Source organism: Nonomuraea sp. NPDC049646 (assembly GCF_044465525.1).
Lineage (GTDB): Bacteria > Actinomycetota > Actinomycetes > Streptosporangiales > Streptosporangiaceae > Nonomuraea.
On record NZ_JBITLU010000009.1, the window covers coordinates 1 to 24,114 of the forward strand.

At 72.1% G+C, this 24,114-nt stretch carries 24 protein-coding genes and 1 tRNA gene; 11 read left to right on the forward strand and 14 right to left on the reverse strand.

Annotated elements, in window-relative coordinates; genetic code table 11:
- Positions 1–192: 192 nt before the first annotated feature.
- The gene (locus ACIBQ8_RS26330) at positions 193–660 is read right to left on the reverse strand and encodes an SRPBCC family protein (RefSeq protein ID WP_397193226.1); all 468 of its coding nucleotides are present in this window, start codon (positions 658–660) and stop codon (positions 193–195) included.
- 123 nt (positions 661–783) lie between these two features.
- On the reverse strand, positions 784–1,011 hold the full coding sequence (locus tag ACIBQ8_RS26335) for a GntR family transcriptional regulator (RefSeq protein WP_352365806.1): 228 nt from the start codon (positions 1,009–1,011) through the stop codon (positions 784–786).
- Between the two features lie 431 nt (positions 1,012–1,442).
- Here ACIBQ8_RS26335 and xerC point away from each other — a divergent pair, with 431 nt between their 5' ends.
- Positions 1,443–2,498 carry a tyrosine recombinase XerC gene (xerC, locus tag ACIBQ8_RS26340; RefSeq protein WP_397193227.1) on the forward strand — a complete coding sequence of 352 codons (1,056 nt, stop codon included), beginning with the start codon at positions 1,443–1,445 and terminating at the stop codon, positions 2,496–2,498.
- Positions 2,499–2,620: 122 nt separating this feature from the next.
- Here xerC and ACIBQ8_RS26345 read toward each other — a convergent pair whose 3' ends face one another.
- The 6 genes from ACIBQ8_RS26345 to ACIBQ8_RS26370 form a co-directional block, all read right to left on the reverse strand.
- Positions 2,621–2,806: a cold-shock protein gene (locus ACIBQ8_RS26345; protein ID WP_397193393.1), complete on the reverse strand. Its 186-nt coding sequence runs from the start codon at positions 2,804–2,806 to the stop codon at positions 2,621–2,623.
- Between the two features lie 307 nt (positions 2,807–3,113).
- On the reverse strand, positions 3,114–3,368 hold the full coding sequence (locus ACIBQ8_RS26350; protein WP_387671849.1) for a DUF6313 family protein: 255 nt from the start codon (positions 3,366–3,368) through the stop codon (positions 3,114–3,116).
- Positions 3,365–3,781: a DUF6313 family protein gene (locus ACIBQ8_RS26355; RefSeq protein WP_397193228.1), complete on the reverse strand. Its 417-nt coding sequence runs from the start codon at positions 3,779–3,781 to the stop codon at positions 3,365–3,367. The genes ACIBQ8_RS26350 and ACIBQ8_RS26355 overlap by 4 nt, the downstream gene beginning before the upstream one ends.
- A gap of 315 nt (positions 3,782–4,096) precedes the next feature.
- Positions 4,097–4,169 (reverse strand) — tRNA-Ala (locus ACIBQ8_RS26360).
- A gap of 15 nt (positions 4,170–4,184) precedes the next feature.
- On the reverse strand, positions 4,185–4,913 hold the full coding sequence (locus ACIBQ8_RS26365) for an HAD-IA family hydrolase (RefSeq protein ID WP_397178805.1): 729 nt from the start codon (positions 4,911–4,913) through the stop codon (positions 4,185–4,187).
- Between the two features lie 15 nt (positions 4,914–4,928).
- Positions 4,929–5,048, reverse strand: coding sequence for a DLW-39 family protein (locus tag ACIBQ8_RS26370; RefSeq protein ID WP_020542320.1), 120 nt, complete (start codon positions 5,046–5,048; stop codon positions 4,929–4,931).
- A 650-nt stretch (positions 5,049–5,698) separates the two neighbouring features.
- Between ACIBQ8_RS26370 and ACIBQ8_RS26375 the strand changes: the two genes are divergently transcribed.
- From ACIBQ8_RS26375 to ACIBQ8_RS26385, 3 genes are read left to right on the forward strand one after another with little or no spacing between them, the layout of a single operon-like run.
- Positions 5,699–5,911, forward strand: a complete 213-nt coding sequence (locus ACIBQ8_RS26375) for a heavy-metal-associated domain-containing protein (RefSeq protein WP_397178804.1) — start codon at positions 5,699–5,701, stop codon at positions 5,909–5,911.
- Positions 5,908–6,927, forward strand: coding sequence for a hypothetical protein (locus ACIBQ8_RS26380; protein ID WP_397193229.1), 1,020 nt, complete (start codon positions 5,908–5,910; stop codon positions 6,925–6,927). Before ACIBQ8_RS26375 ends, ACIBQ8_RS26380 begins: the two co-directional genes overlap by 4 nt.
- A gap of 21 nt (positions 6,928–6,948) precedes the next feature.
- Positions 6,949–9,153: a heavy metal translocating P-type ATPase gene (locus tag ACIBQ8_RS26385; protein ID WP_397193230.1), complete on the forward strand. Its 2,205-nt coding sequence runs from the start codon at positions 6,949–6,951 to the stop codon at positions 9,151–9,153.
- Here the strand turns inward: ACIBQ8_RS26385 and ACIBQ8_RS26390 are convergent.
- Both ACIBQ8_RS26390 and ACIBQ8_RS26395 read right to left on the reverse strand, forming a co-directional pair.
- Positions 9,146–10,312, reverse strand: a complete 1,167-nt coding sequence (locus ACIBQ8_RS26390) for an MFS transporter (RefSeq protein ID WP_397193231.1) — start codon at positions 10,310–10,312, stop codon at positions 9,146–9,148. The genes ACIBQ8_RS26385 and ACIBQ8_RS26390 overlap by 8 nt on opposite strands.
- On the reverse strand, positions 10,309–10,758 hold the full coding sequence (locus tag ACIBQ8_RS26395; RefSeq protein WP_397193232.1) for a carboxymuconolactone decarboxylase family protein: 450 nt from the start codon (positions 10,756–10,758) through the stop codon (positions 10,309–10,311). Before ACIBQ8_RS26395 ends, ACIBQ8_RS26390 begins: the two co-directional genes overlap by 4 nt.
- A 67-nt stretch (positions 10,759–10,825) precedes the next feature.
- Here ACIBQ8_RS26395 and ACIBQ8_RS26400 point away from each other — a divergent pair, with 67 nt between their 5' ends.
- On the forward strand, positions 10,826–12,208 hold the full coding sequence (locus ACIBQ8_RS26400) for a PLP-dependent aminotransferase family protein (RefSeq protein WP_397178799.1): 1,383 nt from the start codon (positions 10,826–10,828) through the stop codon (positions 12,206–12,208).
- Here ACIBQ8_RS26400 and ACIBQ8_RS26405 read toward each other — a convergent pair.
- Entirely contained in the window at positions 12,202–12,720 is a 519-nt protein-coding gene (locus ACIBQ8_RS26405; protein WP_397193233.1) for a universal stress protein, read from the reverse strand. The two genes, ACIBQ8_RS26400 and ACIBQ8_RS26405, sit on opposite strands and share 7 nt — an antisense overlap.
- Positions 12,721–12,831: 111 nt before the next feature.
- Between ACIBQ8_RS26405 and ACIBQ8_RS26410 the strand changes: the two genes are divergently transcribed.
- From ACIBQ8_RS26410 to ACIBQ8_RS26420, 3 genes are read left to right on the forward strand one after another with little or no spacing between them, the layout of a single operon-like run.
- On the forward strand, positions 12,832–16,029 hold the full coding sequence (locus tag ACIBQ8_RS26410) for a BTAD domain-containing putative transcriptional regulator (protein ID WP_397193234.1): 3,198 nt from the start codon (positions 12,832–12,834) through the stop codon (positions 16,027–16,029).
- Positions 16,030–16,064: 35 nt separating this feature from the next.
- A complete protein-coding gene (locus ACIBQ8_RS26415; protein ID WP_185844989.1) occupies positions 16,065–16,226 on the forward strand; it encodes a hypothetical protein in 162 nt (53 codons plus the stop codon).
- Between the two features lie 49 nt (positions 16,227–16,275).
- Complete coding sequence (locus tag ACIBQ8_RS26420; protein ID WP_397193235.1) at positions 16,276–18,861, forward strand: LuxR C-terminal-related transcriptional regulator; 2,586 nt, start codon at positions 16,276–16,278, stop codon at positions 18,859–18,861.
- Positions 18,862–18,944: 83 nt separating this feature from the next.
- On the opposite strand, the gene ACIBQ8_RS26425 is transcribed toward ACIBQ8_RS26420, so the two are convergent.
- Positions 18,945–19,637, reverse strand: a complete 693-nt coding sequence (locus ACIBQ8_RS26425; protein WP_397178795.1) for a hypothetical protein — start codon at positions 19,635–19,637, stop codon at positions 18,945–18,947.
- A gap of 181 nt (positions 19,638–19,818) precedes the next feature.
- Here ACIBQ8_RS26425 and ACIBQ8_RS26430 point away from each other — a divergent pair, with 181 nt between their 5' ends.
- Positions 19,819–21,207 carry an MFS transporter gene (locus ACIBQ8_RS26430; RefSeq protein ID WP_397193236.1) on the forward strand — a complete coding sequence of 463 codons (1,389 nt, stop codon included), beginning with the start codon at positions 19,819–19,821 and terminating at the stop codon, positions 21,205–21,207.
- 21 nt (positions 21,208–21,228) lie between these two features.
- Here the strand turns inward: ACIBQ8_RS26430 and ACIBQ8_RS26435 are convergent, their stop codons facing one another.
- Positions 21,229–22,557: an aminotransferase class I/II-fold pyridoxal phosphate-dependent enzyme gene (locus tag ACIBQ8_RS26435; RefSeq protein WP_397193237.1), complete on the reverse strand. Its 1,329-nt coding sequence runs from the start codon at positions 22,555–22,557 to the stop codon at positions 21,229–21,231.
- Positions 22,558–22,602: 45 nt separating this feature from the next.
- Between ACIBQ8_RS26435 and ACIBQ8_RS26440 the strand changes: the two genes are divergently transcribed.
- Together ACIBQ8_RS26440 and ACIBQ8_RS26445 are read left to right on the forward strand one after the other, a co-directional pair.
- Positions 22,603–23,229: an FMN-binding negative transcriptional regulator gene (locus ACIBQ8_RS26440; RefSeq protein ID WP_397193238.1), complete on the forward strand. Its 627-nt coding sequence runs from the start codon at positions 22,603–22,605 to the stop codon at positions 23,227–23,229.
- Positions 23,230–23,416: 187 nt separating this feature from the next.
- Complete coding sequence (locus ACIBQ8_RS26445) at positions 23,417–23,893, forward strand: GbsR/MarR family transcriptional regulator (RefSeq protein WP_397193239.1); 477 nt, start codon at positions 23,417–23,419, stop codon at positions 23,891–23,893.
- Here the strand turns inward: ACIBQ8_RS26445 and ACIBQ8_RS26450 are convergent.
- On the reverse strand, positions 23,890–24,114 hold the full coding sequence (locus tag ACIBQ8_RS26450; protein ID WP_357974147.1) for a helix-turn-helix transcriptional regulator: 225 nt from the start codon (positions 24,112–24,114) through the stop codon (positions 23,890–23,892). The two genes, ACIBQ8_RS26445 and ACIBQ8_RS26450, sit on opposite strands and share 4 nt — an antisense overlap.

A 24,114-nucleotide genomic window follows, 5' to 3' on the forward strand; every position in this document is an offset into this window, starting at 1 on the left:
AAGTGCATCGGCCCCGCAAGGTCGACCATGTTTCCTAGATCACCTGTCGCCTATGTCCTGGGACAGAAACGTCAGGCATCTCATGGGACTAGACAGCGAAGCACTTCGGCTGACCTGCTGTTTTGTCGAGTTCTCCCGTGCTAGCGATGCGTTCGGGCTGGGAGTGCCCCCTCGGCTGCAAGCCGATCTGAGTCAGCCGGCCCCTTCGACGTACGACGCCAGGTTGGCCAGCGAAGAGGCGATCCCAGCCTCGTGCACCGCTTGGTCGATGCCGGGTGGTACGCCCGTGGCGGTGACGGTTACCTTGGTCCCCTCGCCGACGGGAGTCAGGTGCCAGGTCATCGTCATGGTGCCCGCGTACGACGGGTCATCGGCCTCGAACACCGCCCGCTGCACCACGCGCTCTGATGGAACCAGTTCGGCGAACCCGACGTCGACGACGTCCGTCGCGTCTGACGACTTGCCGGGGCTGTCAGTGGGGTCAAGGTATGTGAGGACCATCCGGAACCCGCCACCAGGCCGGGGATCCCACCGCTCGATCCGCCCACGCATGCCGTCCGGCGGCAACCAGGCTTCGAGCGAATCCCGATCAAGGAGGGCGCCGTAGACCGCTGCCGGTGGTGCCGCGATCAGCCGGCTGGCGCGGTCAGTCCTGGCCATGGCCCGAGTCTAAGGCCGAAGCTCTCCAGGCCCATCCCCGTCGAACGACAGCCAGACCAGCGCCTTTGAAGGTGTCGTGGACAGATCCTTCATCAGGGTGTCGCCCGAGATGGGCAGGCATGACTACTGCGGGGACACGATGGAGCCCTTGCCGGGCTTTGTGGTGATCAGCCCTCGTTCTCTGAGCGCTTCCATCGCCTTGCGGATGGTCACTCGTGCGACGTCGAACTCCTCCTGCAGCTTCACCTCGGAGATGAGGGTGAGGGGCGGGTAGGTGCCGTCGCCGATGCGCTCGGCCACGACGTTGGCTATCTGCTCCCACTTGTAGAGCCGCGGGTCCCATTCGATCACGGGACGACTCTAGGTATCCCTACAGCTAACGGCATAGAACAGGCATTGCTAGTAATGCTATAGACAGGTTAAGACATGCTGGGATAGGTTGTGGTCATGGCGTTGGTGAGCGGCTGTGCGGAGTCCCGCCGGGTGGGGCTCTGTTCGGGCGGTTCGGTCTGCCGCTCCGCGAGGACGCGTTGTGCGGTTGGAGACGGCTCGTCGCTCACCAACGCCTGTTCATCGATCGCGACATCCGCGAGCACTGCCGGGACGCGCCGGCGATCGCGCGTTACGAAGGACGGTGAGCCTGGTGATAGAAGTCGGAGACCTTCACGGTACGCACCCCGCCTCGCCTCGACCGCACGCGGTGTTGGTGAGGTGGCTCCCAGACTCGTGAAGAGACTCACGAGAAGTGGCTCAAGCTCCACGAGCTGGCCCGCAAGGGTCCTGTGGCCACCAAGTCGCCGAAGCTCTCGGACTACCTGACGTACTGGCTCAAAAACGTCGTGGAACCCAACCTCGCGCCCAAGACGACCGCCAACTACGAGATGTTCGCCCGGCTCTACATCACTCCGGCGCTCGGCAGTAAGCGGCTCGACAAGCTGACCGTCCGGGACGTTCAGGCGTGGGTGACCAAGATGCGCCGCTCCTGCCAATGCTGCGACCAGGGCAAGGACGCCGCCCGCCCCAAAGCCCACAGCAACCCGAAGCGCCGCCAGCACTGTTGCGCCGTAAGTAAGTGCTGTAACGCCGTCCCCTCCGACTGGACCGTCCACGACGCCTACATGACCCTGCGCGCGGCCCTGAGCAACGCCGTACGCGAGGAGGTGCTGACCCGCAACGTCGCCGCCAACATCAAGATGCCGGCTCCTCGCAAGCGCAAGGTCAAGCCCTGGTCGGTCGAAGAGGCACGGGCCTTTCTGGAGTCCGCCCGCAAGAACGAGGATCCGATGTACCCCGCCTACGTCCTGGTGCTCGTCCTCGGGCTGCGCCTTGGTGAGACACTCGGGCTGCGTTGGGAAGACGTGGACCTCGACCAGGCCGAGATGACGATCGGCTGGCAGCTCCTGCGTGTCGGCGGAAAGCTGCTGCACCGCCAGACGAAGACGGACGCGTCCGACGCCACGCTGCCGTTCCCAGAGATCGTCACAACGGCCCTTCATGCCCGTCAACGAGCACGCGACGCCGCCCGGGAAGCGGCTGGAGACGGCTGGCAGGACACAGGATTCGTCTTCACTACCGCCAGTGGCCGGCCGATCGAGCCATCCAACTTCCGGCGCAGCTTCGCGAACGCCTGCGCCAAGGGGGGAGTCCGGAAAGTCCACGTCCACGCGACTCGCAAGACCTGCGCATCCTTGCTCGTCGCCCTTGACGTCCACCCGCGGGTCACCATGCAGATCCTTCGCCACTCACAGATTTCCGTGACCATGAACGGGTACAGCGAAGTCTCGTCCGCAGAGACGCGCCGAGCACTCAAGAAGCTCGGTGATCAGTTGGAGTCGTAGTAGCGTCCAGCTCTGGCGAAGGTCAATCAGGCCATTCCCTTGATCACGGGGGGATGGCCTTCCACGTTCGCTGGTGTTCGCGATCGTCGCCGTTGGTTGTCACGCAGACGTTTGCAAACTTACTATATCACACGAACACTCTCTGCTTGAGGCCCCTTCTGCCCTTGCGTTATCACGAACTCAACACGTTGACCCTGTTCAAGGCTTCTGTACCCGTCCATCAGGATGGCCGAGTAGTGGACGAAAGCGTCCTTACCACCATCCACAGCGATGAATCCGTATCCCTTATCTACGTTGAACCACTTCACAGTCCCCGTTGATGTACCGGAGGAGGACGTATGAACGTGACCTGCCCGTAGCCGCTGCCGATCTCCAGGCTCTCCTGAGCGGGCGGGTAGCCACTGAAGGAGCGCGCCTGCAATCCGGTCTGCGTCCGCTTCAGCTATCGGACGTCTTTCTGACAACTCCACAATGAAGTTCGCGAGGTTTTCAGCATTATCTGAGGGAACCTCTGGACAGGCGTCAGCGATCAGGCCCTCCAAGACCTTCGCCATGCTCACACGCTCTGCCATGATTCCAACCTAACTCGCCATAGCGCCGACGAGAAGCTCCCGGTCAGCCACACCATGGGCAGCGACCCACCTTCGCAAGTCCCCACAGGAAGCCTTGAGCAACCGTTTCGGCCTTGCGGACGGCTTCTCTTCGACTGAGCTTCTCCATCTCCTCGGACCTGTGCAGGAGCTCCCGCACGGTACGCTCCCAGTGATCTTCTGCGATCGTCCATCTACCGCCGTGTGGATTTCCAGCAAAGAGTTCTGCGAACTTCTTCCCGCCTTCGCCCTCCCTGTGAAGGTCACGGAGCGACCTCATGGTCTGCCTCCACGCCCAGCAGGCTTGTTAGCACGTGCGCGCTTTCGCAGATCTTGAAGCACGTCGGCTTCAGACTCAGTCCGTCGAGCGTCGATCTGCCTGGTAACGAGATAACCAACCAGCCCGCCCACGAAGGCCGGAGCGATGAGCCAGCCAATCAGCGAGACTGCCCAGCTCACCGGCCCGTAGCCAACTTCCGCCGGAGACTTAATACCGATCAGCACTTCGTAAGCTAGCGACCAGCCAATCAGGTATCCGTCTAGTGCGAACAGTATTCCAACGGCCAGCAGAACCCACACTGCTCGTGTCACGAGCCAGTACCGAGGTCGGTTTAAACCCGCAAGTGACCGAAGCCGACGACGCCCCCTTGCAACGAGGGACCCCTTAGATGGAGGCGGAACGGCGGCAGCCATGGCCAGAAGATATCGGATACATCCTCACCTGGGCAGTAGTTCTGTCATGCCAACGTTCAGAGGCAATGGGAGCCCCCTCCGTCCCAGGTCGGCGTCTGGCACATATCTCAGCAAGGGGGGAGAGGGAGGCCGTTAGAGCCGTGTCAGTGGAGGCTCCGGTCAAGGGCGAATGATCTTTCCGCAGTCCGTTCCCATCTACGAGAACCGCACCTTGGAACAGCCTTCGATGGAAGGCGGAGCTGTGGCTGTACTTTGCGGCTGCACAAGATCGAAAGGGCCACTTCCCGATCATAGGAAGTGGCCCTTCACCTGCAGTGGAGCCTAGGAGATTCGAACTCCTGACATCCTGCTTGCAAAGCAGGCGCTCTGCCAACTGAGCTAAGGCCCCTTCGACGAAGATAGCTTACCGGGCCGGGGAAGCCACCCGCGTCGTCCCGAGGTCGTCGCTCAGCACCAGGCCTGGGAAGTCCGCGATGGAGTCCAGGATGTGCGTGGCGCCGCCCTTGAGCAACCGTTCTCTGCTGTGCACGCCGGTCATCACCCCCGCCACCACGGAGGCTCCGGCCCGGCGCCCGCAGAGCATGTCGCTCTCCGAGTCGCCGACGACCGCCACGTGCCGTACGTCCGCCACGCCGAGTCGCAGCACGGCGTGCAGGACCATGTCCGGCCAGGGACGGCCGCGGCCGCCCGCGTCCTCCGGGGAGATGGCCAGGTCGACCTTGTCGTGCCAGCCGAGGACGCCGAGCACGCGGCTGAGCGTCGTACGGCTGAAACCGGTGATCAGGGCGAGCTTGACCCCGGTGCCGCGGAGTTTGTCGAGCATCTCCAGGACCCCGGGCATGGGCTCCAGTCCGGCACGTTCCAGCGCGCCCTCGTAGGAGCGCTCGAACGTCAGGTTCGCCGCCTGGGCCTGGGCCTCGTTGCCGGGGAAGATGCCCCGGAAGACATCGATCTTGGGACAGCCCCGGGACCGGTGCACGTGAACCATGGCACGCGCGTACGCTCCGGTCCCGGGCACTATGCCCTGGGTGGCGATCGCCTCGGCGAAGGCGCGCTCGACCATGGCGATGTCACCGACTGTGGTGCCTGCCAGGTCCAGGCACGCCAGCTCGATGGGGACGACGTCACTCATCGCCTCGCCGGTCGGTTAGTTCTCGCTGCCGGTCGCCTCGGTCCAGAGATCGAGCTCGGCGCGGTCGGCCTGCACCTTACGCCAGATCAGCAATCCCCCAAGGGCGATCAGCGCCAGAACGAGCAGCTTCTTCACGGTGTGACCCCACTTCTTCGACGGTCTCACCTGCCGGGGTGAGACCCAACGGTTGACATGCAGCCTAGCAAGGGATGGCTGCGCTCCTTGTGTTGCGCACGAACCTGATGTGCGGCTTGTGCGTAGAACGAGCCTTCAGCTCGGCCTGGATCACCCTCTTCGACCCCGGCCTGTCTCCATCCCGTCCTGGGCAAACCTGCCAATCACTTCGGACAACATCCCGATCATGCCAAATATCCGGACGTCCTGCGCGCGCGGTATACCCCCGCAGGTATGTTACATCCCCCCGCCGTCCAGTTCATGGTGATCGCGGGACGCGTTCGACATCGGCGTCGCGTTGCCGAGGGGGTGCTGGGCGAGCTCGTACTTCGCTGGGCCGGGAGGTCGGCGGGTCGCCGGACTGCGTCCCCACGAGGACGTCCGCCATGACCGGGAAGGCGCGTCCGGAGGGGGCTGGTTCTCCGGCGGTTCTCCGGCGGTTTTCAGGCTGCCTTTCCGGGCAACGCGGTGGGGGCCGCCATGGGGACCGGAGGCGCGGGACGTCCGTACGCGAAAACCGTGAGCTGGATCTCATGCCCTCCGGAATACCCTAGGGGGGTACCGTGTTAGAGTATTCGGCAGGAACCGGAAACGCGTTGAAGGAGACCGTAATGAGCACCGCCACCTACACCGTCAAGGGCATGACCTGCGGCCACTGCGTGAGCTCGGTGAAGGAGGAGGTCAGCGGCGTGGCCGGCGTCACCGGCGTCGAGGTCGACCTGGCCAGCGGCCGGCTCACCGTGACCAGCGAGAGCCAGGTCGAGGAGTCCCAGATCGCCTCCGCGGTCGAGGAAGCCGGATACGAGCTGGTCGGGCAGTCATGAACACCGCCGCCAAGCTCGGCTCCTACGCCCTGGGGCTCGCCGTCGTCTTCGGCGGGGCCCTGGGCGTGGGCCGGGCCGTCGGCCCCGTGGCCCAGGACCCGCCGACACAAAGCCACACCGCCATGGCGAAAGGCCAGGAGAGCCAGGAGGCTCAAGAGAGCCAAGAGGGGCACGAAAGCCAAGACGCCCTCAAGGGCCAAGAGGGCCATGAGAGCCAACAGGGCCACGAAGGCGAGAAGAGCGAAGGCGAGAAGGGCCAGGAGCAGACATCCGGCGACACCCCCGGAGGGCTGCAAGTGTCTCAGAACGGATACACCCTCAACCCCCTGACCCCGATCGAGACCGGCAAGGCCACCGACTTCCGCTTCGCGGTAACCGGCCCGGACGGCCGCCCGGTAACCGCCTACCAGGTGGAACACGACAAGAAGCTGCACTTCATCGTCGTCTCCCGCGACCTGACCACCTTCCTCCACCTTCATCCGGAGATGACCCCCGACGGCATCTGGTCGGTAGGGCTGACGCTGCCGGAGGCGGGCGCGTACCGGGCCTTCGCCGACTTCGTCCCGACCGGCGGTGAGAAGCTGACGCTCGGCGCCGACCTGCAGGCGGCCGGCGACTACCGTCCGAAGCCGCTGCCCGAGGCGAGCCGCTCCTCGAAGGCCGGCGACTACACTGTGAGCCTCGACGGAGACCTGGTCCCCGGGCGGGCGAGCAAGCTCACCCTCTCGGTGGGCAAAGACGGCGAGCCGGTCACCGACCTGCAGCCCTACCTGGGCGCGTACGGCCACCTGGTCGCCCTCCGCGCCGGCGACCTGGCCTACCTGCACGTGCACCCCGAGCAGAGCGAGAAGGCCGGTCCGCAGATCACCTTCTACGCCGAGGTGCCGAGCATCGGCGACTACCGGCTGTTCCTCGACTTCAAGCACGGGGACGAGGTCCGTACCGCAGATTTCACCGTGCGCGCCACGCAGGGCGACGCGGAACCGCCGTCCCCCAAGGCCACTGAGAAGCACTGAGACGCTGAGAAAGGAGAGGTGATGTCTTCCCTCACCGAGGAAAAGGCCGTCGAGCTCACGATCGGCGGAATGACGTGCGCGTCCTGTGCCAACCGCATCGAGCGCAAGCTGAACAAGCTTGAGGGCGTGACCGCGACGGTCAACTACGCGACGGAGAAGGCGAAGGTCACCTTTCCCGACGGGCTTGACCCCCAGGCGCTGATCAGCGAGGTGGAGAAGGCCGGGTACACCGCCGCGCTCCCGGTCGTCCAGAAGCGGGAGGAGCAGGCCGAGCCCGCCGACGAGCTGCGTCCGCTGCGCGACCGGCTGATCGCCGCCGTCACGCTGAGCGTGCCGGTGATCGCGATGGCGATGGTCCCGGCGTTGCAGTTCACGAACTGGCAGTGGTTGTCGCTGGTGCTGGCCGCGCCGGTCGTCGTCTACGCGGGCTGGCCGTTCCACAAGGCCGCCTGGACGAACCTGCGCCACGGCGCCGCGACCATGGACACGCTGATCTCCATCGGCACGCTGGCCGCGCTCGGCTGGTCGCTGTGGGCGCTGTTCTTCGGCACGGCGGGCACGCCGGGCATGACGCACCCGTTCGAGCTGACCATCGAGCGCACCGACGGCTCGGGCAACATCTACCTGGAGGCCGCGGCGGGGGTGACCGCGTTCATCCTGGCCGGACGCTACTTCGAGTCGCGTTCCAAGCGGCGGGCGGGGGCCGCGCTGCGCGCCCTGATGGAGCTGGGCGCCAAGGACGTCGAGCTGGCCGACGGGCGGCGGGTGCCGGTCGAGCAGCTCAAGGCGGGCGACACGTTCGTCGTGCGGCCGGGTGAGAAGATCGCGACCGACGGCGTGATCGAGGAGGGGGCCTCCGCGGTCGACGCCTCGATGCTGACGGGTGAGTCCGTGCCCGTCGAGGTGCGTCCGGGCGACGCCGTCACCGGCGCGACCGTGAACGCGGGCGGGCGGCTGGTGGTGCGGACCACCCGGGTCGGCGCGGACACGCAGCTCGCCCAGATGGCCAAGCTGGTGGAGGACGCCCAGACGGGCAAGGCCGAGGTGCAGCGGCTGGCCGACCGCGTGTCGGGCATCTTCGTCCCGATCGTGATCGCGCTGGCCCTGGGCACCCTGGGCTTCTGGCTCGGCACCGGCAACGGCGCGGGGGCGGCGTTCACCGCGGCGGTGGCCGTGCTGATCATCGCCTGCCCGTGCGCGCTCGGCCTGGCCACGCCCACGGCATTGCTGGTCGGCACCGGCCGGGGCGCCCAGCTCGGCATCCTGATCAAGGGGCCGGAGGTGCTGGAGTCCACCCGCCGCATCGACACCATCGTCCTGGACAAGACCGGCACGGTCACCGAGGGCAGGATGACGCTGGTCGACGTGCACCTGGCCGACGGCGAGAGCCGCGAGGAGGTGCTGCGGCTGGCCGGCGCCATCGAGCACGCCTCCGAGCACCCGATCGCGCAGGCCATCGCCAGAGAGGCGAACTCCGACGCGACCGTCGAGGACTTCGCCAATGTCGAGGGGCTCGGCGTGCAGGGCATCGTGGACGGGCACGCGGTCCTGGTCGGCCGGCCGAGGCTGCTGGCCGAGTGGTCGCAGCACCTGCCCGCCGGCCTGGCGGCCACCCTTGAGGAGGAGCAGGCCAAGGGCCGCACGGTGGTCGCGGCCGGCTGGGACGGCAAGGCCAGAGCGCTGCTGGTGGTGTCCGACGTGGTCAAGGAGACCAGCGCGGAGGCCATCGCCAGGCTGCGCGCGCTGGGCCTCACCCCGGTGCTGCTGACCGGCGACAACGAGGCCGTCGCCCGGCAGGTCGCGGACGAGGTCGGCATCGACGAGGTGATCGCCGAGGTGCTGCCCGCCGACAAGGTGGACGTGGTCAAGCGGCTGCAGTCGGAGGGCAAGGTCGTGGCGATGGCCGGCGACGGCGTCAACGACGCGGCCGCGCTCGCCCAGGCCGACCTGGGCCTGGCCATGGGCACCGGCACGGACGCCGCCATCGAGGCGTCGGACCTGACCCTGGTCAGGGGCGACCTGCTGGTGGCCGCCGACGCGATCAGACTCTCCCGCCGGACGCTCGGCACGATCAAGGGCAACCTGTTCTGGGCCTTCGCCTACAACGTGGCCGCCCTGCCGCTGGCCGCGCTCGGCCTGCTCAACCCGATGATCGCAGGGGCCGCGATGGCCTTCTCCAGCGTGTTCGTGGTCAGCAACAGCCTGCGGCTACGCCGCTTCAGGTGACCGCCAGGGCCCTGCGCTGAGCCCATCTGACGGCCGGTGCCATCGCGGCGCCGGCCGTCATGAACGCCAGCCCCAGCAGCAGCCAGCCCACGGTCCCGCCGTCGAGCACGAGCGTGGTGAGCACGGCCGGGCCGAGCATCCTGGCCACCGCCGTGCCGGTGCCGAAGAACCCCTGGTACTGGCCCTGCCGGTCGTCGGGGGCCAGACCGAAGCCGATCTCCCAGGCCCCCGCGGCCAGGAGCATCTCCCCCGCGACCTGCAGACAGCCCGCCGCGATCAGGAAGACCCACCCGTGCGGGCTGAGGGCGAACACCGCGCACGCGGCGAACAGCACGACGCCCGCCCGGCGGACGGCCGTGGAGGCGTCCCGCAGGTCGCGGACCCGGCGGGCCACGCGTACCTGGAAGAGCAGCACGCTGCCGGTGTTGAGCACGAGCAGCACCGAGACCATCCAGGCGGGCCCGGACGTGCGCTGCGCGATCCACAGCGGCACCACGAGGCTGAGCAGCGGCATGTAGAACAGCATCACCGCGTTGATCACCGTGACCAGCGCGTACGGCCGGTCCCTGAGCACGGCCAGCCGCGGCCCCGGCGCGGCCGGCGCGGGCCGCACGGCGGGCAGCCTGAGCAGGACCAGCGCGGCCACCAGGAAGCTCAGGGCGTCGAGCGTGAACACCGCGAGGTATCCGGCCCGGGTGCCGACGGCCAGCGCGACGCCGCCCAGCGCGGCCCCGACGGCCATGCCGCCGTTCAGCGTGGACTGGAGCACCGCCCGCACGACCGTGCGGCGGGCCGGCTCGACCAGCCCGGCCAGCAAGGCCTGCCGGGCCGCCGACAGGCCGGTCTGCGCGGTGCCGTAGAGGCAGGCGACCAGCAGGAACGGCGCGAACGAGCGGACGAACACGAACGAGCCGGCCGCCACCGCGGTCGTGAGCGCGAGCAGCACCGCCACACCACGCGGCCCCCGCCGGTCGGCCAGGTGCCCGAGCGGCACCCCCGCCACCGAGCCGACCGCCCAGCCCAGCGTGAGGCCGAGGCCGATCTCGGTGGCCGACAGCCCGACGACGTCGGCGAAGTAGAGCGCCGAGGTGACCAGGTACGCGCCGTCGCCGATGGAGTTGGCGAGCTGCGCGGCGGCGAGCACGCGCTGGGTTTTCATGACTTGTATGACTCCGGGGTCATCCGGGTGGCGACGCCCATCCTGTTCCAGGCGTTGATGGTGGCCACGGCCACGGTCAGCGCGGCCAGCTGCTGCTCGTCGAAGTGCGCGGCGGCCTGCGCCCAGACCTCGTCGGTGACGTCGTCGGTGGACAGGCGGGTGGCGGCCTCGGTGAAGGCCAGGGCGGCGCGTTCCTGCGGGGTGAAGAAGGGGGCCTCGCGCCAGACGGCCACGGCGTGCAGCCTGGCGTCGCTCTCCCCCGCCTGCTTGGCGTCGGAGCTGTGCATGTCCACGCAGTAGACGCAGCCGTTGATCTGGCTGGCGCGCAGCCGTACGAGTTCGAGGAGGGGCTTGGGGAGGGTGCTCTGTGCCACGAACCGGTCCAGGCCGGCCATCGCCTTGTACGCCTCGCCGGCGAACTTCCCGAGTTCCATGCGTTCGGTCATATGGCCATCATGGCCGTACTCTTGTCCCGACATAAGCTCCAATTTCCGCCAAGTTGATTGGGCCAAGTTGGACGTTCACATCAGCCTTCAAGGGCGCGGTGACCTGGCCGCACAGGTCTACCGGCAGCTTCTCGACGCCATACTCGACGGACGCCTGCGCTCGGGCGAGCGGCTGCCGCCGACCAGGGAGCTGGCCGGCCGGCTGGAGATCTCCAGGAACACGGTGGCGGTGGCCTACGACCGGCTGGTGGCCGACGGCTTCCTGGTCGGCCGGGCGGGGGCGGGCACGTTCGTGTCGGCCGAGCCGGTGCGCGGCCGGGCCGCGCCCAAGGGGGTGGTCAGGCCGCGGGCGTTCTGGCGGGAGCTCGGGCAGGCCGTCGAGACGCCGCCCGCGCGGTACGACTTCCGCGTCGGCGTGCCGGACGCGCGGCTGTTCCCGATGGAGACCTGGCGCAGGCTGGTGGCCAGGGAGCTGCGGGTGGGGCTGGCGACGTACGAGCGGTCGTCCGGCTATCAGCCTCTACGTGAGGCTATTTCCCGTCATATCGGGATCAGCCGGTCGGTTCATGCGGGGCCCGACGACGTCCTGATCACCAACGGCGCGCAGCAGGCCCTCGACCTCATCGGACGCGTCCTGATCGAGCCCGGCACGACCGTCGCCGTCGAGGAGCCCGGCTACCCGCCCGCCCGCCGGCTGTTCAGCTCCCTCGGCGCCCGCGTGATCGGCGTGCCCGTGGACGCCGAGGGCCTGGACGTGGCGGCCATCCCCCGCTCGGCCGGCCTGGTCTACGTCACGCCCTCGCACCAGTTCCCGCTGGGCACGCCCATGTCGCTGGCCCGCCGCGCCGCCCTGCTCGCCTGGGCCGAACGCCGCGCCGCCGTGGTGATCGAGGACGACTACGACAGCGAGTTCCGCTTCGGCGAACGCCCGCTCGAACCCCTGCAGAGCCTCGACCGGTCGGGCCGGGTGATCTACGTGGGCTCGTTCTCGAAGACCCTGCTGCCCATGCTCAGGCTCGGCTTCCTCGTCGCGCCCGCCTCGCTGGGCCCGGCCCTGTGCGCCGCGCGACAGCTCTCCGACTGGCACGGCGACATGCCCACGCAGGCCGCCCTGGCCCGTTTCATCGACGAGGGCCTGCTGGCCAGGCACATCAGGAAGGCGACCCGCGAGTACGCCGCCCGGCACGAACTCGTCACCGCGGCGCTGGCGGGGGACGAGCGGCTGCGGCTGATCCCGTCCGCCGCGGGCCTGCACGTGTGCGCCCGCCTGGCCCCCGGCGTGTCGCTGGGAGCCGTGCCGGACCTGGCCGTCGAGCAGCTCGACGCCTACTGCGGCGAGAGCCCGGCGCAGCCGGGCCTGGTCCTCGGTTACGGCGCGATCGGGCCGCGCGACATCGGCCCGGGCCTGCGCCTGCTCACCGGCAACCTGAGGACGACGCCTGGTCAGTAGTCGCGCCGGCTCCAGAACCGCCGCGCCCGCTCCCCCGACAGCTCCGGATCGTCCGGCGGCGAGGGCTGCTGCACGATGACGACGGTCGTCTTGGCGTGCCGGGCGCAGTACATGCTGGTGGAGGGCAGCAGGATCCTGCTCAGCAGCCGCCGCCGGCCCCGGCCGAGCACCAGCAGGTCGCCCTCGCGGGCCAGATCGACGAGGTGGTAGCCGGGGTCGCCGACCTTGCTGAGCGTCGCCACGCGCAGGTCGTCGGGGACGCCCCCGGCGACGTCCTCGAACACGCCCGCGATCACCTCCGCGCAGCGCGACTCCTCGCCCTGCCGGATCGCGTGCTGCACGGGCAGCGCCTCGGGGAAGGGATGGACGGGCGCACGACTGACGTGAACGGCCACCAGAGCCATCCGGTGCAGCCTGGCCGCGCCGATGGCCCAGGCGAGTGCCCAACGCGAGGCCGGGGACTCGTCCACCCCCACGATCAGCCTCACACCGCCAGGCAGATCCTGTTCCACGGTGCCTCCTGGAAATGAAGTACGACCATAGTGCGCCAACCGGCGAGTTACCGGGAGGTGGCACTTTGCGAACTCTGGAGTCCCCCGCGAGCCCGGGCGTAGCATGCGGGGGTGGAACGAGGGTGGGTGCAACCCCGTCCCGCCCTCGACCGGCGGCTCGACGGGGCGCTTACGCACAGGCTCACCACGCTCGTGGCCTCTACAGGCTACGGGAAGTCGATCGCGCTCGCCGGTTGGAGCCACGCCGTGGGCGGCGTCCTGCACCTGCTCGGGCCCGCCGACCGCGACCTGCCGACGCTGGCGGGCTCGGTGGCGTCGGCGCTGGCCGAGGCCGTCCCGGGGCTGCCCGCCGACCTGCTGGCCGCGGCCGGGGCGCCGCTCGGCCCCGGCGCCGACGAGCTGTCCAGGGCCGCCGCGCTGGCGGGCGCGCTGGCCGAGGCGCTGGCCCGGCGGCTGACCAGGGGGCTGGCGCTGGTCTTCGACGGCGTCGACGCGATCATCGGCGCGCCCGGCTCGGTGCGTTACGTCGAGACGCTGGTCCGCGCCGCGCCCCGGCACCTGCACCTGGTCACCGCCTCGCGGGCGCCGCTGCCGTTCCCGACGGCCCGGCTGCGCCAGGACCACGAGGTGCTCGATCTCGACGCCACCGACCTCGCGCTCACCCCGTCCGAGAGCGCCGCCTGGGCCAGGGAGCGGCTGGGCGAGCAGGGGGCGGGCATCGCCGCCCGGCTGCACGAGGCGTGCGCGGGCTGGCCGGCCGCCGTCCAGGCCGCGCTCGACGCGCTGGCCCGCGAGGAGCCGGCGAGCTGGCCGCGTACCGCGGCGAGCCTGGCCGCCAACTCGGCCACGCTCGAACACCTGACGCTCGCCGCGTTCAAGGACCTGCCGGCGGGCATGCGGGAGCTGCTGCGCGCGGCGACCGTCCTGCCGGTGCTGACGTCCGGCCTGGCCGCCACGCTCGGCGCGCCGCCCGACACGCTCGCGGCGCTGACCAGCCGCGGCCTGTTCATCGAGGCCGACCAGGACGGCCACCGGCTGACCTCGACCAGCAGGCACGTCCTGGCCAGGCACGCCCCGCTCGACCGGCACGAGGCCCACGACGTGGCCGCCGTCGCCGCCCGCTGGTACGTCGAGCACGACCAGCCCGAGCTGGCCCTGCGTGCCGCCGTCGCGACCGCCCACCCCGACCTCGCCGCGTCGCTGCTCAACTCCCACGGCCCCCGCCTGGCCGAGCGCGGCGACGTGATCGCGGCCCTCGACCTGCTGCCCGAGCAGGCCAGAGGCTCGCCGCCGATGCTCAGGCTGGCCGGCATCGCCGAGCAGAACCGCGGCCACTGGACCCGCGCCCACGACCTGCTGGCCCGCGTCGCCGACGGCCCCGCCTTCGACGCGTTCCTGGCCAGGCGGCTCGGCTTCATCGACCACCTGCGCGGCGACCTCGACGCCGCCATGGCGATGTACGCCAAGGGCCACGCCTACGGCTCGCCGCCCGCCGACGCCGCCATGTGCGCCGCCTCCATGGCCTCGGTGCTGTGGCTGAAGGGCGACCGGGCGGGCTGCGCCGAGCTGGCCGACCGGGCGCTGGAGCAGGCCGGCGGCCTCGGCGACCCCGGCGCGCTGGCGATGGCCAACACGGTGCTGGCCATGCTCGCCGCGCTCGACGGCGACCGCCGCGCCAACGACGCCTACTACCTGCGCGCCCTGGAGTACGCCGAACGCGCCGGCGACGTCGTCCAGCTCATCAGGATCCGGGCCAACCGGGCCTCCCGCCATCTGGACGAGGGCGCCTACGCCGAGGCGCTGGCCGAGACGGAGGCCGCGAGCAGGCTGTGCGACCTGGTGTCGTTCGCGCCGTACGCCGCGCTCAACGTGGCCAACCGGGCCAAGGCGCTGGTCGGGCTCGGCCGGCTGGAGGAGTCGGCGATCGACGCCGCCGACGCGGTGGCCAGGTGGGAGGCGATGGGGTCGCGGCTGGTCAGCGTCGGGCTGGTCCGGCTGGGCGAGATCCACGCGCTGCGCGGCGACCGCGGGCAGGCGGCCGCCGTCTACCGCCGGGTGATCGCCGAGACCGGGCCGCTGGGCGAGGTGCAGACCCGCTCCAACGCGCTCAACGCGCTGGCCGAGCTGCTGGCCGAGGACGATCCCGAGGAGGCGGCCCAGGTGGCCGGGCAGGCGCTCGCGTACGCCGGCGGCATCGCCGGGGTCTCCGCGCGGGTGGCCGCGGCGCACGTGGCCTTGGCCGCCGGCCGTCGCGACGAGGCCGCCCGGCTGGTCGGCGAGACCGAGCCGATCGCCGTGGAGCGCAGGGACCACGCGGCCCAGGCCGTGCTGTGCGAGCTGCGCGCCCGGCTCGACGGCGATCCCGCGCAGGCCGACGAGGCGGTGCGCAGGTGGGCGGCGCTCGGCGACCCGATCGGGCGGGCCAGGGCCGAGCTGGTGCGGGCGGCCCTGTCCGACCCGGTGAGCGGGGGTGAGGTGGCCGTACGGGTGCGCGAGCGGCTGCACGCGATCGGCTGCCGGGCGCTCGACGACCGGATCGACGAGCTGATCGCCCGCGCGGCGCCCGTGCCGGGGGCGGCGGTGGTGATCGAGACCATGGGAACGTTCCGGGTGCTGCGCGGCGCGGTGCCGGTCCCGCGTACGGCCTGGCAGTCGCGCAAGGCCCGCGACCTGCTGAAGATCCTGGTCAGCCGCCGGGGCGGCGCGATCAGCAGGGAACGGCTGGTGGAGATTCTGTGGCCCGAGCAGCGCGACGACGCGGTCGGGCTGCGGCGGCTCAACGTCATGGTCTCCACGCTGCGCGCGGTGCTCGACCCGGCCCGCGAACGGCCCGCCGACGACGTCGTGGTCTCCGAGGAGGGCGCGCTGCGCCTGGACCTGGCGCACGCCGACGTCGACGTGGAGCGCTTCCTCGACCTGACCGCCGGCGCCGTACGGCTGGAGCAGGCCGGCCGCGCCGCCGAGGCGCTGGAGCGGTGGACGGCGGCCGAGAGCGCCTACGGCGGCGAGTTCTGCGAGGAGGACCCCTACGCCGACTGGGCGGTGGGCCTGCGCGAACAGGCGCGGCTGGCCTACGTGCAGGCGGCCGCCCGGCTGGCCGCGGCGCGCACCCGCGAGCGGCGCTACGACGAGGCCGCCCGCTACTGGCTGCGTCTGCTGGAGCGCGACGGCTACGACGAGCGCGCCCACCTGGGCCTGGTGCGCGTGCTCGACCTGGCGGGCCGGCGCGGCGACGCCCGCAGGCGCTACCACCTCTACGCCGAGCGCATGCGGGAGCTGGAGGTCGAGCCCGCGCCCTACCCCACCTGAACCAGACCTGAACCGTCCGGGGTGATGGTGATCCGATGAGGACGGTCATCGTACGGCTGGTCGAGCCCGAGCAATCCGGCGGCCAGCTCCGCGGGCTGCTCGAAGAGGTGGGGGGCGAGCCGGTGCCGTTCAGCGGCGCCGACGCCGTGATCACCCTGTTGCTGAACGCGGCCGGCCTGAACCGCGATCCCGCCTGAACCTCGCGCGAACCTCGGCTCGCCACCATCTGTGGTGAGAGGAGGCACGATGAGCGAGCAACTGGGGAGTGGATGGCCGTTCGTCGGGCGAGGGGGATCGATCGCGACCGTGCGCGCGGCGCTGCGGTCGGGAGCGGGCGCGATGATCGCCGGTGAGGCGGGCGTCGGCAAGAGCAGGCTGGCCGCGCAGGCGCTGGCCGGCCTCGACGGGTACGAGGTCGTGCGCGTGCTGGGCACGGAGACCGCGTCGACGATCCCGTTCGGGGCGTTCGCCCATGTGTTGACGGGGCCGCCGCGGGGCGGCGAGAACCTGCTGCGCTGGGCCGCCCGGCACCTGCGCAGGGGAGAGGGAGAGCTGCTGGTGAGCGTGGACGACGCCCACCGGCTGGACGCGGCGTCGGCGGCGCTGGTGCACTACCTGGCCGCGGGTGGGGAGGCCAGGGTGCTGGTCACGGTGCGTACGGGCGATCCGCTGCCCGCGCCGGTGGCCGCGCTGTGGAAGGACGAGCTGCTGACCAGGGTCGAGCTGCCGCCGTTCGGCCCCGACGAGGTCGGCCAGGTGCTGGCGGGCGCGCTCGGCGGCGAGGTGGCGGAGGGGACCGTACGGCGTCTGGCGGCCGTCACCGGCGGGAACGTGCTCTACCTGCGCGAGGTCGTCCATGCCGGGCGCACGTCCGGCTGCCTGGCCGAGAGCGGCGGCGAGTGGCGCTGGCGGGGCGAGCTGTCGATGACGACCCGGCTGCGCGAGCTGGTCGGCGCCCGGATCGGCCACCTGGACCAGGACGAGCGGGAGGTGCTTGAGCTGGTGGCGTACGGCGCGCCGGTGGGCGCCGAGCTGCTGGTCGCGCTGACCTCGCCGCGCGCGGTCGAGCGGGTCGAGGCCCGCGGCCTGGTCACGGTCACCGGCGAGGGCAGGCGCGAGCAGGTACGCCTCGGCCACCCCCTGTACGGCGAGGTGATCCGCGGCGACTGCGGCACCCTGCGGGCCAGGCGGCGGCTGCGGACGCTGGCCGAGGCCCTGGAGGCCAGCGGCCTGCGGCGGCGCGAGGACGAGCTGCGCGCGGCCGTCTGGCGGCTGGACAGCGGGTCGGCCGCCGCGCCGGAGCTGCTGTTGTCGGCCGCGGGCCTGGCCTGGGCCAGGCGTGACCCGCGGCTGGCCGCCCGGCTGGCCAGGGCCGCGATCGAGGCGGGCGGGGGCGTGGCGGCGGTCGCGCTGCTCGGCCAGGTGCTGATGGTGCTGGGCGACCAGGACACGGCGCTGACGGCGCTGCGGCAGGCGGCCAGGAACGCCGTCACCGAGGGCGAGCGCGCCCAGCACGCCTTCAGCCAGGGCATGAACCTCGCCTGGGCGGGCGCCGACGCCGAGGCGTGCCGGGTGCTCGACCTGGCCGCCGGGTCCCTGACCGATCCGGCCTGGCGGCAGGAGGCGCACGTCTACCGGGGCGTCGCCGACTTCTTCGCCGGTCGGCTGGCCGGGGCCGCGGAAGCGCTGGAGCGGGCGCGCGCGTGCGAGCCGACGACCGTGCGCGGCGCGGCGCACGCGGCCGCGCTGGAGTCCTGGACCGACGCCTACGCCGGGCGTACGGAGAGCGCGCTCGCCGTGGCCGGGCGGGCCCTCGCGAACCGGGACGACTGGGACGACGACGCCCCGTACGCGCTCCCGGCGCTGCTGGACGCGCGCTGCGCCGCCCAGGTGTTCGCCGGCCGCCTGGACGCGGCGGAGCGGACGGCCGCGGAGGGCATGGAGCCGGCGGCGGCCGAGCAGCCGGTGTCGGGGTTCGGGGCGTACCGGGCGATGGTCGGCAGGCTGCGCGGCGACGCGGCCGGCGCGGCCCGCTGGGCCAGGGACGACGCGGCCCGGCTGCCCCCCGGGACGCCGTACCGGGGGCGCTGCCTGGCCGAGCTGGCCCACGCGCGGGCGCTGCTGGGGGAGACGGCGGCGGCGCGGGCCGCGCTGGCCGAGGCCGAGGGGCCGGCCGCGCGGTGGGCGTTCACCCGGCAGCCGGCGTTGCAGGCCGCGGTCTGGGTGACGGCCTCGGCGGGCGACCTGGACCAGGCGGTGAGCCTGTGCCTGACGGCCGCCGGGCTGGCCGAGCGGCACGAGCAGTCCGGGCACCTGATGTTCGCGCTGCACGACCTGGTGCGGCTGGGCGCGCCGGCCCTGGCGGCCCGGCGGCTGTCCGCGCTCGCCGAACGGGTGGACGGGCCGCTGGCCGGGCTGTTCGCGCGGCACGCGCGGGCCGCGGGCGACCCCGCCGAGCTGCGGGACGTCGCCGCCGAGTTCGAACGGCTCGGCCTGATCCTTTACGCCGCCGAGGCCCTCGCCCAGGAGTCGGCGGCCCACCGCCGGGACGGCCGGGGCACGCTGGCCAGAGGGGCGCAGACCAGGGCGTGGGCGCTGGCCAGGCGGTGCCCGGGGGTCTCGACGCCCGCGCTGGTCGAGCTGGCCACGCCGGAGCTCACGCCGCGCCAGCGGGAGATCGTCAAGCTGGCGGCGGCCGGGCTGACGAACCGGCAGATCGCCGACCGGCTGACGCTGTCCACCCGCACGGCGGCCAATCACCTGCAGGCGGCCTACGAGAAGCTGGGAGTCAACGACCGCACGCAGGTGGGCCGCCTGCTGGCGGCACTCTAGGCCGGGCCGTCCACGGCCCTGCCGAAGAGGCTCCTCCCGAAGGGGCTCCTCGTGGCGCTGTCGTAGTGGCTCCTCGCGGTGCTTCAGACGAGCCCGCGGAGGCCGTCGTACAGGGCCTGGCGGTCGTCGTCCGTCATGGCCCGGTACGGGTCGGCGGCCCGCCGGTTCGTCTCGGCCTCGATCGCGGCCCGGACGGGACCGTCCTTCAGCGCGACGATCCCGTCCGCGGTCAGCCCGGCCGCGCGCCAGGACTCGGCGTGCGCGTCGGCCCGGTGGTAGCGCAGCGCGGCGAGCCGGTTGAACAGCAGCAGGCCGGCGGGGGCGGCGTCCGGTTCGTACGGCGGCGCCATCACCTCCAGGGCGCCGCCCGGCACGCGTACGGCCCGGTCGAGCACCCCGCCGACCGACGCGGCGAGACCGGCCACGTCATGGCCCGCCCAGACGCGGCCGGCCGCCTCGGCGTGCGCGGCGTACAGGCCGTCCACGAACGCCCGTCCCTCGGAGGTGAGCCGCAACGCGCCTCCGGCGTCCCGTTCGAGCGTGCCCTCGCGCAGGTGGACGCCGACGGCTTCGGTGACGTCGCCGTACCGGTGGACGGCGGCGAGCGCGGCCGCGGTCACCGGGCGCAGCGGGAGCACGAAGCGCAGGTCGTTGAGGAGGCCGCAGGTCAGGCCGGTGCGCTCGGCCAGGTCCAGGACGGCTCTGCCGGCGGCGGCGTGCACGTCGACGTGGGCCGCGTCGATGACGGGGGCGATCGCCGCGGCAAACTCCCCCAACCCCTGAAATTTCGGCATTGAGCGTCATTATGGCGCTGAATCCGTAGCCCATCAGCAGGAAACCGTAATCGCCTGGCTCCAGGGTGAGGGACGTGACCTGGGCACTGGCAGCCGGGGTCAACCGTCCGGCGTCCGCCGGTGTTCTTCCACCGCCCGGTTCCTCCCTCCCCTGGAGTCCCTGATGTCCCTCGGTCCTCGCTGGGCGGCCCTGCCCGTGGTGCTGGTCGCGGTGTTCATGACCACGCTCGACTTCTTCGTCGCGAACGTGGCCGTGCCCTCGATCCGCGCCGACCTGGGAGCGGGCGACGCGGCGAGCCAGTTCGTGGTCGCCGGGTACGGGCTGGCGTACGCGGCGGGCCTGATCGTCTCGGGACGGCTCGGCGACCTGTACGGGCCGCGCCGCCTCTTCGCCGCCGGGCTGGCCCTGTTCACGCTCGCCTCGGCGGCCTGCGGCGGCGCGCCGGACGCCGCCGCGCTCGTGCTCGCCCGGGTGGCGCAGGGCGTCGCGGCGTCGCTGCTCGCGCCGCAGGTCCTGACGCTGATCGGGACGCTGTTCCCGGGCGCGGGCCGGGCCAGGGCGTTCGGCTGGTACGGCACGGTGGTGGGCCTGGCCGGGATGAGCGGCCAGGTCGTGGGCGGGCTGGTGGTGGCGGCCGATCCCCTCGGGCTCGGCTGGCGGGCGTGCTTCCTGGTCAATGTGCCGATCGGCCTGGCGGCGCTGGCGGTGACCGGGCGGCTGGTCCCCCGGGTCGCCGGGGCCGGGTCGCGTGCGGGGCTGGACCTGCCGGGGGCGGCGCTGGTCGCGGCGGGGCTGGCAGGCGTCGTGCTGCCGCTGGTCCAGGGCCGCGAGGAGGGCTGGCCGCAGTGGACGTGGGCGTGCCTGGGCGGCGCGGCGCTCATGCTGGCGGCGTTCGTCCGGCGGCAGCGGCGGCTGGCGGCGACCGGCCGGGAACCGCTGCTGGACCTGGCGGTGTTCGGCGAGAAGGGGTTCACGGCCGGGCTGGCGGCGGTCGCGCTGCTGTTCGGCACCTCCGCGGGCCTGTCGTTCGTTCTGGCCCTCCACCTCCAGGACGGCCTCGGCCTCGGTCCCCTGGCCGCCGGGGCGGTGTGCACCGCGCTGAACGTGGGCTTCTTCCTGGCCTCGCCGCGCGCGGCCCGGGTCCCGCGCCCGGCCGGCCCGCTGGCGCTGCTGCTCGGGCTCGGTCTTCTCCTCCAGGCGGGGGAGTCGCCGTACCTGGTGGCGGGCGCGCTGCTGGTGGCGGGCGCGGGGATGGGGCTGGTCATGTCGCCGCTGCTGTCGTCGGTCCTCGCGTCCGTACGCCGGGAGCGGGCGGGCGCGGCGGCCGGGGTGCTGGGGACCGTGCAGGAGACCGGCGGCGTGCTCGGCGGGACGATCACCGGCGCGGTGTTCTTCGGCTCCCTGGACGCCGGCTGGCCCGCGGCCACCAGTGCGGCCCTGCTCGTGCTCATCGTGGGCGCGCTGGGCGTCCTGGCCCACTCGGTAAGCCGCCCGCGGCGCCCCCGCCGCCCCGAGCCGTGCCCGGCGATGTCCCTGGAGCCGAACCGCTGATCGCGGGGCCTGCCCGGGACGTCAGCCGTACCGGCCGGACGTGGGCGGGCGCAGGGCGGCGGCCAGGTCGTCGGCCAGGCGCGGCAGCTCGCCGGGCCGCAGCGTGGAGACCGTCAGCCGCAGCGCGGGCGGCGTGCGGACGCGGTTGCGCGCGCCCGGCGCGGCCGCCCAGCCGAGGGCCAGCAGCCGGGTGACGGCGGTGGTCTCGTCGGCGACCGGGACCCAGACGTTGAGCCCGCTGCGACCGTGCGCCCGCAGGCCACGCGCGGCCAGCGCGTCGATCAGGCCGTCCCGCCGACCGGCGTACGCGGCGGCCACGGCGGCGGTGTCCACAGCCTGTGCACGCCACAGGTGGGCGACCGCGCGCTGGAGCAGATGACTGACCCAGCCGGCGGCCAGCCGCTGCCGCCCGCGCAGCCGGTCGAGCGTGACGGGATCGCCGGTGACCAGCGCCAGCCGCAGGTCGGGGCCGAACGCCTTGGCCGTCGAGCGGGTGAGCAGCCAGCGGGTGGTCACGCCGGCCAGCGGATGGAGGGGCAGGTCCACCAGGCTCGCGCCGTGGTCGTCCTCGATCAGCACCACGTCGGGGCGGGTGGCGAGCAGGGCGCGCAGGCCCGCTGCCCGCCGGGCGGTGACGGCCGCTCCGGTGGGGTTCTGGGCGCGGGCGGTGATCACCACCGCTCGTACGCCCGCCCGCAACGCCCGGTCGAGCTCGTCCGGCAGCGGGCCCTCGTCGTCCAGCCGCATCGGGACCGGCCGCAGCCCCAGGGCGGCGACCAGGTCGAGCAGGGCCGTCCAGCCGGGGTCCTCGACGCCGATCGCGTCACCGGGACGAAGGTGGGCGTTCAGGACGCGTTCCACCGCGTCGAGGGTGCCGGAGGTGATCGCCAGCGGCGCGGCGGGCACGCCGTCCGCACGCAGCCGGGCGGCGGCCAGCGAGAGCAGCTCCTCGTCGTCACCCGTGCCGTACATGGCCGGACGCTGCTCGTGCGCCCTGGCGGCGGCGGCGAGCGCCTCGTGCAGCGGCGGCAGCAGGGCCGGGTCGGGGTTGCCGTGCGACAGGTCGCGCACGCCCGGCGGCACCTCGATGCGGATCTCCTCTCGGGTCGTGGTGGCCGGGCGCGGCCGGACCCGCGTGCCGCGGCGGCCCGCCGTCTCGACGATCCCGCGCTCGCGCAGCAGCCGGTAGGCGGCCGCGGCGGTGTTCGGGCTGACCTCGGCCGTGGCGGCCACCTCGCGCACGGGCGGCAGGTGCGCCCCGGGCGGCAGCAGGCCCGCGGACACGGCGGCCTCGACGCCCGCCGCGATCTCGCTGGCCGTCCCACCGACGATCCTGTATGTTTCTGACACAAAGTACATACTGTACTAATACAAAGCTCGGCGGGAGGGTTTCACGTGCTCATTCACCCCTGGGACGCGGCACGCGACGACGACGAGTGGCGCGCCTGGCTGGCCACCCGCGACTTCGGCCAGCTGGCCGCCAACGGCCCCGGCGGCGGCCCGCCCGTCGTCGTCCCCACCCACTTCCTCTTCGACGCCGCCGCCGGGGAGGTGCTGCTCCACCTGGCCAGGCCGAACCCGGTGTGGGCGGCGATCGAGCGCGATCCGGCGGTCCTGCTGAGCGTGCACGACGACTACGCCTACATCCCCGGCGGCTGGCGCACGGGCGACCCCGAGACCGGCGTGCCCACCAGCTATTACGCCTCCGTCCAGCTCGCCTGCCGGGCCGAGGTGGTGGACGACCCCGAGGTCAAGGCCGAGATCCTGCGCCGCCAGCTCGCCCACTTCCAGCCCGACGGCGCGCACGGCGTCGTGGCGGCCGGCGAGGGCCCGTACCACCGGCAGCTGCCCGGCCTGCGCGGGCTGCGGCTGACGGTGGTGGAGGCGCGTGCCAAGTTCAAGTACGACGGCCGCCAACCCGTCGAGGTCCGCGAGCGCGTCGCCGGGCTGCTGGCCGAGCGCGGCCTGCCGGGCGACGCCGGAGCCAGGGAGCAGCAGCTCAGGCGGATGGCCGAGCGCTGAAGCAGGTGCGCGACATGCGGACGAGGGCCCGTTTCTCCCGGTAGGCGCCCTCCGCCTCTCTCCAGGACGCATGAACCGCTCGCGCGAACACCCCCGACGATCACGGCTCCGGCCTCAGCAGGGCACCCCGCGTTGCTCCTAGTATGTGACGACTCACACAGAGCGATGTCGATGGAGAGGGTCCCACATGCAGTCGCCGGACGGTCCGGGCCGGGAGCAGCTGCTCGACTGGGTCGAGCGGGTGGCGGACTTCGTCTCCGAGGAGTGGGGGCTGGCTCCGATCACCGGCCGCGTCCTGGGCTGGCTCATGGTCTGCGACCCGCCCGCGCAGACGGCCTCCGACCTCGCCGACGCCATCGGCGCGAGCCGCGCGTCCCTGACGACGACCATGCAGCTCCTGACGTCGATCCGGGTCGTCCACAAGCTGCGCAGGCCGGGGGAGCGCAACGTCTACTACCGGATCGAGGACGACGCCTGGCCGAAGGTCCTGCGCCAGAAACTGGCCGCGTTCACGGCCTTCGACGCGCTGGCCGAGGAGGGCCTGCGCCTCGGCTGGACGGACGAGTCCCAGACCGCCCGCATCCGCTCCGCGCACGACGCCGTCGCGGCCGTCGCCACCGCTCTCGACAGCCTGTGGAAAACCGACGAGCCTGTGGATAACTAGCCTTCGGCGTCCGGGTACTGGAAGACGTCGTCCAGAGGCACCCGGAACACCCGGGCGATCTGAAAGGCCACCTCAAGAGAGGGTGAATACCGGCCCTGCTCGATGGCGATGACGGTCTGCCGCGTGACGCCGACCCGCTGGGCCAGCTCGGCCTGCGTCATCTCCCCGTGCGCGAACCGCAGGGCCCTGATGGAGTTGGTGACCTTGGTCGGTTTGCCCAT

What these genes read in the sequence shown, in the direction of transcription:
- ACIBQ8_RS26330 (WP_397193226.1), bottom strand. Translation starts at nt 660, where the DNA reads ATGGCCAGGACTGACCGCGCCAGCCGGCTGATCGCGGCACCACCGGCA.
- ACIBQ8_RS26350 (WP_387671849.1), bottom strand. Translation starts at nt 3,368, where the DNA reads ATGAGGTCGCTCCGTGACCTTCACAGGGAGGGCGAAGGCGGGAAGAAG.
- ACIBQ8_RS26365 (WP_397178805.1), bottom strand. Translation starts at nt 4,913, where the DNA reads ATGAGTGACGTCGTCCCCATCGAGCTGGCGTGCCTGGACCTGGCAGGC.
- ACIBQ8_RS26355 (WP_397193228.1), bottom strand. Translation starts at nt 3,781, where the DNA reads ATGGCTGCCGCCGTTCCGCCTCCATCTAAGGGGTCCCTCGTTGCAAGG.
- ACIBQ8_RS26430 (WP_397193236.1), top strand. Translation starts at nt 19,819, where the DNA reads ATGTCCCTCGGTCCTCGCTGGGCGGCCCTGCCCGTGGTGCTGGTCGCG.
- ACIBQ8_RS26445 (WP_397193239.1), top strand. Translation starts at nt 23,417, where the DNA reads ATGCAGTCGCCGGACGGTCCGGGCCGGGAGCAGCTGCTCGACTGGGTC.
- ACIBQ8_RS26390 (WP_397193231.1), bottom strand. Translation starts at nt 10,312, where the DNA reads ATGAAAACCCAGCGCGTGCTCGCCGCCGCGCAGCTCGCCAACTCCATC.
- ACIBQ8_RS26420 (WP_397193235.1), top strand. Translation starts at nt 16,276, where the DNA reads ATGAGCGAGCAACTGGGGAGTGGATGGCCGTTCGTCGGGCGAGGGGGA.
- ACIBQ8_RS26380 (WP_397193229.1), top strand. Translation starts at nt 5,908, where the DNA reads ATGAACACCGCCGCCAAGCTCGGCTCCTACGCCCTGGGGCTCGCCGTC.
- ACIBQ8_RS26385 (WP_397193230.1), top strand. Translation starts at nt 6,949, where the DNA reads ATGTCTTCCCTCACCGAGGAAAAGGCCGTCGAGCTCACGATCGGCGGA.
- ACIBQ8_RS26375 (WP_397178804.1), top strand. Translation starts at nt 5,699, where the DNA reads ATGAGCACCGCCACCTACACCGTCAAGGGCATGACCTGCGGCCACTGC.
- ACIBQ8_RS26450 (WP_357974147.1), bottom strand. Translation starts at nt 24,114, where the DNA reads ATGGGCAAACCGACCAAGGTCACCAACTCCATCAGGGCCCTGCGGTTC.
- ACIBQ8_RS26395 (WP_397193232.1), bottom strand. Translation starts at nt 10,758, where the DNA reads ATGACCGAACGCATGGAACTCGGGAAGTTCGCCGGCGAGGCGTACAAG.
- ACIBQ8_RS26415 (WP_185844989.1), top strand. Translation starts at nt 16,065, where the DNA reads ATGAGGACGGTCATCGTACGGCTGGTCGAGCCCGAGCAATCCGGCGGC.